Below are 12396 nucleotides of genomic sequence, written 5' to 3' on the forward strand. Positions count from 1 at the left end.
CTTATTTACCGTGAACAGGGCCTGCGCCCTTGACCGGGGAGCGCCCTTCCCGCATAGCCACGCCAACGGAATTTTAAGATACGGACGAGACCCCATGGGCTTCAAATGCGGTATTGTCGGACTGCCGAACGTCGGCAAGTCCACGCTCTTCAACGCACTCACCAAGACGGCAGCGGCGCAAGCGGCCAACTATCCCTTCTGCACCATCGAGCCGAACACCGGCGAAGTGGCGGTGCCGGACCCGCGCATGCGCAAGCTTGCCGACATCGCCAAGTCGAAGGAAATCATCCCGACGCGCATCTCCTTCGTCGACATCGCCGGCCTGGTACGCGGCGCGTCGAAGGGTGAAGGCCTCGGCAACCAGTTCCTCGCCAACATCCGCGAAGTGGATGCCGTCGTTCACGTGCTGCGCTGCTTCGAGGATGACGACATCACGCACGTCGAAGGCCGCATCAACCCGGTGGCCGATGCCGAGACGATCGAGACCGAGCTGATGCTCGCCGACCTCGACAGCCTCGAGCGCCGCACCGAGCAGACCCGCAAGCGCGCCGGCGGCAAGGACAAGGACTCCGTCGCCCAGCTGCCGATCATGGAAGCCTCGCTGAAGCTTCTGCAGGATGGCAAGCCGGTTCGCACGATGCTCGCCAAGCTCGACGCCGAAGAACTGCGCATCCTGCAGGGCCTGAACCTTTTGACCGCACACCCGGTTCTCTATGTCTGCAACGTCGCGGAAAGCGATGCGGTCGACGGCAACGAACACACCCGTGCGGTTGCCGAAATGGCAAAGGCGCAAGGCGCCGAGAGCGTTGTCATCTCGGCGGCGATCGAATCCGAAGTGGCACAGCTGCCGGAAGAAGAATCCAAGGAGTTCCTGAGCGCACTCGGTCTCGAAGAAGCCGGTCTCGACCGCCTGATCCGCGCCGGCTACAAGCTGCTCGACCTCATCACCTATTTCACTGTCGGCCCGAAGGAAACCCGCGCCTGGACGATCCAGCGCGGCACCAAGGCGCCGCAGGCCGCCGGCGTCATCCACACCGACTTCGAGCGTGGCTTCATTCGCGCCAACACGATCGCCTATGAAGACTACATCGCGCTCGGTGGCGAAGTGGGCGCCAAGGAAGCCGGCAAGGCCCGCGACGAAGGCAAGGAATACGTCGTCCAGGACGGCGACGTCATCCACTTCCGCTTCAACACGTAAGACCTGCCGGTCCGATCCCGCACTCAAAGGCGCGGGATCGGAGCGCATCAGAACTTGATACTACGGCGCGGCATGCAACCGCGCCGTTATCGTTTCCGGCAAGAGGTCGATGACCATGCGGCGCAGCCGCTGCCAGAAAATGCCGATGAACAAGACGGTCACCCCGACGACCGCAAGGGCGATGAAGACGTAGCTGTCGAGCGACGCATTGGTCTTGCCCAACACAGTCCAGATCGCACCGCCAAGCGACAACAGTCCCGATGTGACGAAAGCGCGCCGGTCGATGACGAGCCCGACCAGCATGAACACGGCGACGATCACGATTGCGGAAGCGGCCTGATTGAAGCTTGCCTGTCCGTCCCACCATGTTGCGCCGCCATTCGCCAGAAACACCAGGCCCATCAGCGAATAGAGCAGAGCCGGCGCGGCTGCCAGGTGCAGCCAGAAGGCGATGTCCGAACGGGTGGTGAGCCGCTGAGGGTCCGAAACGTCGTAGCGCATGGCGATCGCGAACACGGCCATCGCCCCCACGAACAGGGTCAGCGGAAAGAGCAGGACGTGGTCGGGGTTGGCAACGTCGATACCGAAGACCTTCTGGAAGGCGATGAGCACCGCCACCACGCAGAGCATCGCGATCGACAGCACAAGGCCGGCCAGCGCCAGGGGAACGCGGTAGCGCCAGTAGAACAGCGCCAGCGGGATCGGGAAGGCAGCAACATAGGCCAGGCCGAAGGTCAGGGGGTGCCAGGCATCCCCGTGATCGTCCACGAACCACATCGAGGTCATTGCGACCCAGTGGACGAGCGCGAGCGTCAGCACCACCGAGGGCAGCGCCAGACGCTGGCGCCTCACGAGAATTTCCGCAAGCACGAGAATGACGGGCAGCGTTGCGAGTGGGCCGGTCAGACCCCACAAGCCGATGAGGACCACCACGACGCCGATCGTGATCAGGATATCGTGGAAGCCTCTGATGAAGCGGGGTTGTTCGCTGTCTTCCGCCGCCCGAGCATCGAGCGCGGCGTCGGCCCTGTCGGCCGCGGCATCCGATGCCGCCGGACCGAAACGGAAGCCGCGATCGGCGAGATACACTTCGAGATCGCGCACCTGGTGCGCGGAGATGATGCCTTTTTCGGCTGCGCCCGCGAGCGCTCTGTTCAGTTCGGTCACGCGCTTTCCTCAGTCAAGACACGAGCGGATGGGACGGATTGTCAGCTGGTTGCATGGACAAGAGTCAAGAGCAACCGGGAAACGTCGCAGGAGGACCCGCGATGTTGCCTATGTCCGCGCAAATCGATTCCGCTTGCGGAAATTATGCAGTAGGTAATGCGGCAACAAATCAGACGGGACAAGGCAAGCATGCTCTACTTCGAGGATTTTTCCGAAGGCCGGCGGTTCGACTACAAGCCGGTCGAGATGAAGCCGCCGGAGATGATCGCGTTTGCCAGCGAATTCGACCAGCAGCCGATGCACCTTGATGAAGAGGCGGGAAAACGCAGCATCCTGGGCGGTCTCGCCGCCTCCGGCTGGCACACCAGCGCCATCGGCATGCGCATGATGCTCGACGCCTTCATGAGCAATTCCACGTCCCAGGGCTCGCCCGGCATCGACTTCATGGACTGGAGGAAGCCGGTCATTGCCGGCGACGTGCTCTCTGGCTTCAGCCTGGTGATCGAAGCGCGCCGTTCGAAGTCTAAACCGGATCTCGGCATCGTCAAGTTCCGCAACGAAATCAACAACCAGGCCGGCGAGCCCGTGGCGGTTTCCGAATGCTCGGTTCTCTTTCGCTGCCGCGACAAGGGCAAAGCCTGATGATGACGATGGAAGAATTCTACGCGGCCAAGAGCCGGACCGTGATCGGCAGTCTGACCTTTACGGCCGAGGACATCATCCGCTTTGCCACCGACTTCGATCCCCAGCCCTTCCATCTCGATGCGGAAGCGGCGCGGCATTCGCTATTTGGCGGCCTCTGTGCCTCGGGCTGGCATACCTGCGCGGGGTGGATGCAATGCTTCGTCAAGTTCTGGCGAAACGAGCAGCGGCGGCTTGCGGCCGAAGGCCTGAAGGCGCCGAACCTCGGCCCCTCGCCCGGATTTCGTGACCTGAAATGGCTGAAGCCGGTCTATGCCGACGATACGGTCACCTACTTCGTCACCTTCCTCGAAAGCCGTTCGCTTGCCTCCAAACCCAGCTGGCGGATCAATACGATCCTGTGCGAAGGCGAAAACCAGCACGGCGAGGCGGTGATCCGTTTCGAGAGCAAGGTCATCGAGTTCGTCTGACCGGACCAAACCGGCCAGGCACCATCATTTCTTAAAATCGCCTTCCGCCGGGTGTAAACTCCCGAGCTACAGGTTGCGCGCCCTCAGCCGCGCCGGAGCGGCTTCAGGGCAGCGACCATTGCTAGCGGAGGAGCGGCTATGGAAAGAACCCACGCCCGCGAACTGGCGGACGAATATCTGCGTCTTGGCGGTCACCGACGCGTCGTCATCGATGATAACGAGACATCGGTCCGAAGCTGGGAAGACGAGCCGCCGGAAGCCGAAAAATTCTGGCTCACCGAAGTGGAGACGTTGTCGCCGGCGGCCCAGCGCGAAGTGCAATTGATGCTGCGAACGATCAACCGCATGTAGGCCAAAGGAAGGGCGCGGTTCTCCGCGCCCATCTCGCGGACCGATCAGTGGCCCTCGAACTCGATAAGCGTGCGGACATTGACGCCGAGCGCTTCAAGCTTCTTGCGCCCGCCGAGTTCAGGCAGGTCGATGACGAAACAGGCGGCGACGATCTCGGCGCCCATCTGCTTCAGAAGCTTGGTGGCCGCTTCCGCCGTGCCGCCGGTCGCGATCAGGTCGTCGACCAGGATCACCTTTTCGCCCGGCCGGATCGCATCCTTGTGCATTTCCATCTCGTCGACGCCGTATTCCAGGCTGTAGGCGATGCGCACGGTGTCGTGCGGCAGCTTGCCTTTCTTGCGGATCGGCACGAAGCCAGAGGAAAGCTGATGCGCGATCGCTCCACCGAGGATGAAACCACGCGCCTCGATACCGGCGATCTTGTCGATCTTGGTGCCGGCATAGGGATGCACCAGTTCGTCGATCGCGCGACGGAAGGCGCGCGGATTGCCGAGCAAGGTGGTGATATCGCGAAACATCACGCCCGGCTTCGGATAGTCAGGAATGTTCCGGATAGCGGCAATCAGTTCCGATTGAACGGTGGAGGTCATGGGCAAAAGGGCCTTTGCGTCTCTTGTTACCGCAAACCCATAACACCAACGGCCTGCTTGTCTATAACGGTTTCTTGTCGCGCGTTCGGCGGGAACAATTGGCCGTGCCGGGGGTTGATGCTACTCTGACCGTGCGGTCGCCCGACCGGCGCGCCGCGCTCTCGCATCAAACTTACACAGGGAAGGAAGCAACCATGCGCCTGTTTGAATGCGGTTCCCTCGTCCCGGGTTGCGAATGGCACACCCGCGCCGACAACGATGCCGAAATCGTGCGCCGCGTCGTCGATCACATGCGCGAAACACACGGCGAAACCGTGATCCGCGAAAACATGATCGACAACATCAAGGCCCGTATCACCGACGAGTCCAAGGCGGCCTAGCCGTCCGGCCAAGGCGGCTTAAGCCGTCCGGCCAAGGCGGCCTGATCAGGACGGCTGCACCATGGCTTCGAGCCGGGCGACGAGGTTTGCCCGGTCGAGATTGAAGTTACGCTCGATCCAGAGATTTTCGAGCTCGCCGAGGATCTCGCCCACCCGTGGGCCGGCCGGCACACCGGCCTTCAGCACATCACCGCCGTTCAACGGAAAGCTTGGCCGCTTGAAGGCCTCGGCCCGCGCTAGAAGACGGCGCAGCGAAGCAGTCTCGGACAAGAACGCCGGGTCGCCCTCCGACTTGCGCCGCGCTGTTGAGAGCGCCAGCCGCAGCCGCACGACAATGCCTTCCACCCCATGACGATAGAGCAGCCTATCGAAGGCCGTGTCGACGGTCGTCGCCGGGACCGCAGGCGCCTTCGCCCAGCGGCTGAAAAAAGCGGCTTCCGCCTTCGAGACACGCAAACGCTCCGCCAGCGCCTTGAGGCGTTCCTCGTCCGGCGGCACGATCGCGGAAAGGCGCAGAAGCGGATCCGGCTTCCAACCGAAGGCCCGCTCGGCGGCAACGAGTTCGGGGATCGCGTCGATGCCCCATTTCTCGGTTTCCGGCAGGATTTCGGTGAGCACGCCGGCCTGGCGCATCCAGAGCAGCGCGCGGCCGGGATCATCGGCCGAAAGCAGCTTCTTCGTTTCCGCCCAGACCCGCTCGGCCGAAAGCGTTGCAAGCTTCGCGCGCGCGCGGGCACAGGCGCGCAAGCCGTCGGCATCCGGCCGACCGCGGCCGTAATGGGCGAAGAAGCGGAAGAAGCGCAGGATGCGCAGATAGTCTTCGGCGACCCGTTCGCTGGCATCGCCGATAAAGCGCAGCGTGCGCGTTTCGATATCGGCGAGACCGCCGACGTCGTCGAAGACCTCGCCGCGGTCGTTGGCGTAGAGCGCATTGATGGTGAAGTCCCGCCGCTCGGCATCCGCCTTCCAGTCGGTGCCGAAGGCGACTTCGGCGCGACGGCCGTCGGTCGCAACGTCACGGCGCAGCGTCGTCACCTCATAGGGCATGCCGTCGATGACGAGCGTCACCGTACCATGGTCGATGCCGGTCGGCACCACCTTGATGCCGGCCGCCTTCGCCCGCTCGGCAACTTCGTCGGGGTGCCAGGTGGTTGCCATGTCGATATCCCCGGCCGGCAAGCCCATCAGGCTGTTGCGCACCGCGCCGCCGACGACCCGGACTTCGCCGCCATCGACATTGAGCACATCGAAAACGCGACGCAGGGAGGGCGTCGAGAACCAGCCTTCGCCAGCAACCGAGGTCATGCATAAAGCCTTTCATAGAGCATGCGCAGAATTCCGGCGGTGATACCCCAGATGTTGCGGCCGCCATAGGGCATCCGGTAGAAATGCCGTTCCTCGCCCTGCCAGTGGCCGCTGCCGCGGTCGTGGTTGCCGGGGTCCATCAGGAACGACAGCGGCACCTCGAAAACGCTTTCGACCTCTTCCGGGTTGGGCACGAGTTCGAAGCCGGGCTTGACCACCGCCAGCACCGGGGTGATGCGGAAACCGGACATGGCCATGTAGTGCGGCAGCCGGCCGATGGTTTCGACGAAGCGCGGATCAAGGCCGATCTCTTCCTGCGCCTCGCGCAGCGCTGCGACTTCGATCGACCGGTCTTCGGGGTCCACGGCACCGCCCGGAAAGGCGACCTGGCCGGAATGCTTGCGCAGGCTGGTGGTGCGTTGGGTGAGGATAACCGTAGCATCGTCGCCGTCGTCGACAACCGGCACCAGGACTGCGGCGTCCTTGAGCTTCAGCGTCTCCAGATAGGGCACCATGCCCGGATTGAGTAGGAAGTCGCCGTGCTCGCGCCAGGAGGTCTCGATCGGCCCGCCCATCTGGGTCAGCGCCCGACGACGAAACTCGTCGGCTGAGAAGGGATGCGCATTCATCGGGAGAGCGCTTCCAGCTCGGCCGCCGGCATGATCGGGAAGACCGCGCCGCCCGAGCGCACGCAGAACATCTCGGTGCCGCCGATCGCGACAGTTTCACCGAGCTCGACGATGTCGTACATGACCGGCCGCGACACCAGGGCCTCCAGCCGCCCGCGCACATGGAGGTAAGGCTTCAGCTCGCGGTTCTCGCCATGGATGACGAAGCGCAGCGGATGCTCCGCCCCGGCTTCGACCACGTCACCGACATTTGTGCGGAAGGTCAGGACCTGGCCCTTTTCTCCCTCGGTCACGCTCATCTCCACAGCAACGAAAGGCGCATCGACGATGCGGATGCCGACCTTTTCCACAGGCGTGACGAGATAGGTGCGCCCGTCCTCGTCCTTGCGCAAAACGGTGGAAAACAGCCTGACCAAGGGCTGCCGGCCGATCGGCGTGCCCAGATAGAACCAGGTGCCGTCGGCGCGGATCTCCATGTCGATGTCGCCGCAAAACGGCGGATTCCAGCGGTCAACCGGTGGCAGGCCGCGCGCTTTTTCGCCGGTCTGTCCGGCAGCACGCGCAATCAGGGCCGCCAGTCCGGCCGCATCGCCGGTTTGCTGAATTTCGGCTTCTGCCATTGTTCCGTCCCGTTTGACCTCGATTTTGCATCGAGACCTTTGATATCTCACGAGATAGTGCGTCGGCGCCGACTTGTCAGCCGTCCGACAGGGTCTAAATTGGATTTTGGCGACTGAAATCCCGGCTACCGCATGATTCCTTAAATCGGGATCGATCTAAGGACAGGCGTCTTGCGGCGGCTCAATATTACAGCGAGCCTGGCGCGCTCTATAAGGACGCGCGGCGCTGTAGGGGCGATTCGGTTTAACAACGGGCGACCGGGGAGTATGACCATGAGTGTGATGAAGGGCGCGGCTGACGCGATCGACGAGAAGGCGATTGTCGCTGCGGCCGAGAGTGCGCTTGGCGAAATCGCCCGGGTGCGCGCGGAAGTCGGCAAAGTCATCTTCGGCCAGGAAAGCGTCGTCGAACAGACCCTGCTCGCGGTCCTTTCCGGCGGCCATGCCCTGCTCGTCGGCGTTCCGGGCCTTGCCAAGACGAAGCTCGTCGCCACGCTCGGCACCGTGCTCGGGCTCGATTCCAGCCGCGTGCAGTTCACGCCCGACCTGATGCCCTCGGATATCCTCGGCTCCGAAGTGATGGACCAGGATGCGGCCGGCCATCGCTCGTTCCGCTTCATTCCCGGCCCGATCTTCACGCAATTGCTGATGGCCGACGAAATCAACCGCGCCTCGCCACGGACCCAGTCGGCGCTGCTGCAGGCCATGCAGGAGTATCACATCACGGTTGCCGGCGCCCGCAAGGACCTGCCGCAACCCTTCCATGTGCTTGCAACGCAGAACCCGCTTGAGCAGGAAGGCACCTATCCCCTGCCCGAGGCGCAGCTCGACCGCTTCCTGATGCAGGTGGACGTCGGCTATCCGGACCTTGCCGCCGAGCGGCAGATCCTGCTCGAAACGACAGGTGTCGGCGAAGCGACGGCCCACCCGGTCATCGATGCCGCCCGGCTGCTGCAGATCCAGAGCCTCATCCGCCAGATGCCGGTCGGCGAGAAGGTGGTCGACGCGATCCTGTCGCTGGTGCGCTCCGCCCGTCCGGGCAACGGCAACGCCGCGACCGACAAGAACGTCGCCTGGGGCCCAGGCCCGCGCGCCGGACAGGCGCTGATGCTCTGCGCCCGCGCCCGCGCGCTCTATGACGGCCGCCTGGCACCGTCGATCGACGATATCCTGGCGCTTGCCGAGCCCGTCTTGCAGCACCGCATGGCGCTGACCTTCGCCGCCCGCGCCGAAGGCATGACCGTGCGCGACGTCGTCGCCGATCTGGTGAAGCAGGCCAGAGGCTGACGCATGGCCACCGTCGGGCACATAGTCTCGCGTACTCCCGCCAGTGAAGTGCTTTCACGCGCGCAGCAGCGCGCCATGCTCGTTCCCGATTGCCTGGTCGAGGCGCGACGGATCGCTAACACCGTGATCTCCGGCTGGCACGGTCGGCGCAAGCGCGGCATCGGCGAGAATTTCTGGCAGTTTCGGCCCTATTCCGACGGCGAAAGCATGTCGCGCATCGACTGGCGGCGTTCTGCCCGTGACGACCATACCTATGTGCGCGACCGCGAATGGGAAGCCGCCCACACCATCTGGCTGTGGGCCGATCTCTCGCCGTCGATGATGTACAAGTCGAAGCTCGGCACCGTGTCCAAGGAGAGCCGTGCGCTGGTGTTGATGCTGGCGCTCGCCGAAATCCTCGCGCGCTCGGGCGAGCGCATCGGCTGCCCAGGCATCATGGAGCCTGTTTCCGCGCGCAACGCCGCCGAACGGCTGGCGACTGCCATCATGCTCAGCCCGCTTGCCGAAGGCCTGCCCGAAACCGGAATGATCCGCAGCGCCAGCGACCTCGTGCTGATCGGCGACTTCCTCGATCCTGCCGAAAAGATCATGGACCGCCTCGGCCCGCTGGCCAGGCGCGGCCTGCGCGGCCATGTGGTCGAGATTGCGGACCCGGCCGAAGAAGTGTTCCCCTATTCCGGCCGGACCGAATTCACCGATCCTGAGACCGGCGAGAAGCTGACCGCCGGCCGCGCCGAAGTGCTGCGTGAAGACTATCAGCGCGCCTATATCGGTCGCCGCGACACGCTCGGCGTGACGCTCCGCCATCTCGGCTGGACCTTCACCCCGCACAAGACCGACCGGCCCGCCTCCGAGGCGCTCGTCGCCGTGCACACCTATCTCTCCGGCATGCCGGGACGCGCGACCCACGGAGGCCAGCTATGAGCGGCCTCGCCTTCCTCTTCACCAATCCGGCCATCCTTGCCGCCCTGGTTGCCCTGCCGGTCATCTGGTGGCTGCTGCGCATGACGCCGCCAAGGCCGTCGGCCGAAGTCTTCCCGCCGCTGCGCATCCTTGCCTCGGTGATGAAGCGCGAGGAGACCCCGGCGCAAAGCCCGTGGTGGCTGACGCTGTTACGCATGCTGATGGCCGCAGCCCTGATCCTTGCGATTGCCGATCCCGTGATCAACCCGCGGCAGAACACGCTTTCGGCAGCCGGTCCGCTCGCGCTCGTCGTCGACAACAGCTGGGCGACAGTCTCCGACTGGAACCAGCGGGTCGAGGCGGCCAGTGCGCTGATCGACGATGCCGAAGCCAAGGAGCTTCCGGTTTCGATCGTCTTTACCACCGACCGCCAGCACGACGCGACGCCGGCCTCCGCCGCCACGGCGCGCGACCGCCTGGCCGCCGCGCAGCCGCAGCCGCTGCCGGCCGACCGCGGCCGGGCGCTTGCCGCCATGAAGACCGCATTTGCCGGGACTCCGCCCGGAACCCTCGCCTTCCTCAGCGACGGCATCGAAGCGTCGAATGGCGGGACGATGCAGCAGATCGCAGAACTCGGCGCTGCGAATGTCCGCCGGGTCGAAGGCAATGCGGAAAGCGCCATCGCGCTGACCGCCGCAACCAACGAAAACGACGGAATGCGGGTTACCGCCTCGCGCCTGCCGCTCGGCGAACCACGCGCCTATTACGTGCTCGCCCGTGACATTCGCGGCACCGCAATCGCCGAGGGCGAGCTTCGCTTCGCGACCGGCGCCACCACGGCGGATGCCTTGTTGAAGGCGCCCTTCGAGCTGCGCAACGACTTTACGCGCCTGACGATCGAAGGCCAGGCGACGGCCGGCGCCATCCACCTCTTGGATGACGGCAACCGCCGCCGCCGGGTCGCTCTTCTCAGCGGCGAGGTCCATCAGTCGCAGCCGCTGCTTTCGCCGCTCTATTACATCAAGCGCGCGCTCGAGCCGCATGCCGACCTGATCGAACCCCGCGAGGAGGCGGTCGGCAAGGCCATCGCCGAGCTCCTGGCGCAAAATCCGTCGATCCTCGTCATGGCCGACGTCGGCCGCCTGCCGGATGAAAGCTACCCGCTGGTCACGCGCTGGCTGGAAAATGGCGGCATGCTGGTGCGCTTCGCTGGCCCGAGGCTCGCCGGCGCTCCCGCCGACGACCCACTCGTTCCGGTCGTGCTTCGCCAAGGCGAGCGCACGCTCGATGGCGCGCTTTCCTGGTCGGAGCCGCAGCCGCTTGCCGACTACCCGCCCACAAGCCCCTTTGCCGGACTGGAGCGCCCGCGTGACGTGCTGGTGAAGCGTCAGGTGCTGGCGCAACCCACGCCCGATCTGACGGAGCGGACCTGGGCCAACCTCGCCGACGGCACGCCGCTGGTTACGACCGCAGAGCGCGGCCGCGGCCGCATCGTGCTCTTCCATGTGAGCGCCGATCCGAACTGGTCGAACCTGCCGATCTCAGGCTCGTTCGTCGACATGCTGCGCCGGTCGATCCAGCTGTCGCGCGCTGGCGGCGTTGCCGGCGATCAGCCAAGCAAGGCCCAGACATTGCCGCCCTACCGCCTGGTGAGCGCCCGCGGCGAACTGACCGGCGATACCGGCAGCGCCCGCCCGCTCGAAATCGCACCCGGCGTCGCGCCCACCGTTTCCGCCGACACACCCCCCGGGCTCTACGGTTCGGAGGAAGGTTTCGTCGCCAACAATCTGCTGCCTGACGGCGGCAAGCTCACCCCGATTACCGGCAATCTCGTCGGGGCACGGGCCGAAGGACTGGAGGGCGCCCGGCCTTTCTCGATCCGACCCTATCTCTTCGGACTGGCGCTGGCGCTTTTCGTCCTCGACACTTTGATCGTGCTCTACATGGCCGGCGGTCTCGCCGGGATGCGCCGGCGCGCAGGCCGCGGCGCCGCGGCCGCGGCACTGGTCGCAACCCTTGGCCTTGCAACGCTCGGCCTTGCCGTCGCTCTCGCCCCGGCGACCGCCCATGCGCAGGACAGCCAGCCGAGCGACGAGCAGACGCTGCAGCGGCTGGACACGACCCATCTCGCCTATGTCATCACCGGCGAGCAGGAGGTCGACCGCCTCTCCGAACAGGGCCTCATCGGCCTCAGCAACTATCTGACCTACCGCACCGCGCTGGAACCGGGCGCACCCGTCGGCGTCGATCTCGAGCAGGACGAGCTGGCCTTCTATCCGATCATCTACTGGCCGGTTTCGGCCACCGCCCCGATGCCCAGCAGCCGGGTGATGAGCCGGATCGACGCCTATATGCGCAACGGCGGCACCGTGCTCTTCGACACGCGCGACCAGTTCTCGTCGCTGACACCGTCGGATGCCGGCGACAGCCCCAACGTGCAGCGCCTGCAGGCGATGCTGAGCGGGCTCGACATTCCGCCGCTGGAGCCGGTGCCCTCCGATCACGTGCTGACGAAGGCCTTCTACCTGCTTTCGAGCTTCCCCGGGCGCTATGCGGAAAGCCAGCTCTGGGTCGAGGCCGCTCCCAATGGTGACGAAGACCGCAGCAATCGCCCCGTGCGCGGCGGCGACGGCGTGACGCCGATCATGATCACCGGCAACGATTTTGCCGGGGCCTGGGCCGTTGATGTCAACGGTGCACCGCTCCTGCCGACGGTGCCGCCGGACGAAATGCAGCGCGAATATGCCTACCGCGCCGGCGTCAACATCATGATGTATATGCTGACGGGCAACTACAAGGCCGATCAGGTTCACGTGCCGGACCTTCTGCAAAGGCTTGGACAGTGAGGGCCGAT

The 12396-nt window shown here is 64.9% G+C and carries 13 protein-coding genes; 8 read left to right on the top strand and 5 right to left on the bottom strand.

The window, feature by feature from the left end; translation table 11 throughout:
- Positions 1-94 precede the first annotated feature (94 nt).
- Positions 95-1198: a redox-regulated ATPase YchF gene (gene ychF / locus IB267_RS06705; RefSeq protein WP_192446912.1), complete on the top strand. Its 1104-nt coding sequence runs from the start codon at positions 95-97 to the stop codon at positions 1196-1198.
- A gap of 60 nt (positions 1199-1258) precedes the next feature.
- On the opposite strand, the gene IB267_RS06710 is transcribed toward ychF, so the two are convergent.
- Positions 1259-2365: a hypothetical protein gene (locus IB267_RS06710; RefSeq protein ID WP_210335750.1), complete on the bottom strand. Its 1107-nt coding sequence runs from the start codon at positions 2363-2365 to the stop codon at positions 1259-1261.
- 189 nt (positions 2366-2554) lie between these two features.
- On the opposite strand from IB267_RS06710, the gene IB267_RS06715 reads away from it, so the two are divergent.
- The 3 genes from IB267_RS06715 (at position 2555) to IB267_RS06725 (ending at position 3828) form a co-directional block, all read left to right on the top strand.
- Positions 2555-3007, top strand: a complete 453-nt coding sequence (locus tag IB267_RS06715) for a MaoC family dehydratase (protein WP_192446913.1) — start codon at positions 2555-2557, stop codon at positions 3005-3007.
- Positions 3007-3477, top strand: coding sequence for a MaoC family dehydratase (locus IB267_RS06720; RefSeq protein ID WP_192447207.1), 471 nt, complete (start codon positions 3007-3009; stop codon positions 3475-3477). The genes IB267_RS06715 and IB267_RS06720 overlap by 1 nt, the downstream gene beginning before the upstream one ends.
- A gap of 138 nt (positions 3478-3615) precedes the next feature.
- Positions 3616-3828 carry a hypothetical protein gene (locus tag IB267_RS06725; protein ID WP_043618136.1) on the top strand — a complete coding sequence of 71 codons (213 nt, stop codon included), beginning with the start codon at positions 3616-3618 and terminating at the stop codon, positions 3826-3828.
- 44 nt (positions 3829-3872) lie between these two features.
- On the opposite strand, the gene IB267_RS06730 is transcribed toward IB267_RS06725, so the two are convergent.
- Positions 3873-4418, bottom strand: coding sequence for an adenine phosphoribosyltransferase (locus tag IB267_RS06730; RefSeq protein ID WP_043618138.1), 546 nt, complete (start codon positions 4416-4418; stop codon positions 3873-3875).
- Between the two features lie 194 nt (positions 4419-4612).
- Between IB267_RS06730 and IB267_RS06735 the strand changes: the two genes are divergently transcribed.
- Complete coding sequence (locus IB267_RS06735) at positions 4613-4798, top strand: DUF1059 domain-containing protein (RefSeq protein WP_034788815.1); 186 nt, start codon at positions 4613-4615, stop codon at positions 4796-4798.
- A gap of 45 nt (positions 4799-4843) precedes the next feature.
- Here IB267_RS06735 and IB267_RS06740 read toward each other — a convergent pair whose 3' ends face one another.
- The 3 genes from IB267_RS06740 to IB267_RS06750 are packed head-to-tail and all read right to left on the bottom strand — an operon-like array spanning position 4844 to position 7352.
- Positions 4844-6103, bottom strand: coding sequence for a CCA tRNA nucleotidyltransferase (locus IB267_RS06740; protein WP_192446914.1), 1260 nt, complete (start codon positions 6101-6103; stop codon positions 4844-4846).
- On the bottom strand, positions 6100-6732 hold the full coding sequence (locus tag IB267_RS06745) for a CoA pyrophosphatase (RefSeq protein WP_043618142.1): 633 nt from the start codon (positions 6730-6732) through the stop codon (positions 6100-6102). The genes IB267_RS06740 and IB267_RS06745 overlap by 4 nt, the downstream gene beginning before the upstream one ends.
- Complete coding sequence (locus IB267_RS06750) at positions 6729-7352, bottom strand: DUF1285 domain-containing protein (protein WP_192446915.1); 624 nt, start codon at positions 7350-7352, stop codon at positions 6729-6731. Before IB267_RS06750 ends, IB267_RS06745 begins: the two co-directional genes overlap by 4 nt.
- Before the next feature lie 273 nt (positions 7353-7625).
- On the opposite strand from IB267_RS06750, the gene IB267_RS06755 reads away from it, so the two are divergent.
- From IB267_RS06755 to IB267_RS06765, 3 genes are read left to right on the top strand one after another with little or no spacing between them, the layout of a single operon-like run.
- A complete protein-coding gene (locus IB267_RS06755; protein WP_192446916.1) occupies positions 7626-8639 on the top strand; it encodes a MoxR family ATPase in 1014 nt (337 codons plus the stop codon).
- A 3-nt stretch (positions 8640-8642) separates the two neighbouring features.
- Positions 8643-9563, top strand: a complete 921-nt coding sequence (locus IB267_RS06760; protein ID WP_034788827.1) for a DUF58 domain-containing protein — start codon at positions 8643-8645, stop codon at positions 9561-9563.
- Positions 9560-12388: a DUF4159 domain-containing protein gene (locus IB267_RS06765; protein ID WP_192446917.1), complete on the top strand. Its 2829-nt coding sequence runs from the start codon at positions 9560-9562 to the stop codon at positions 12386-12388. Before IB267_RS06760 ends, IB267_RS06765 begins: the two co-directional genes overlap by 4 nt.
- Positions 12389-12396: the final 8 nt, after the last annotated feature.

It is taken from the genome of Ensifer sp. ENS09 (genome assembly GCF_014852425.1).
Taxonomy (GTDB): Bacteria; Pseudomonadota; Alphaproteobacteria; order Rhizobiales; family Rhizobiaceae; genus Ensifer.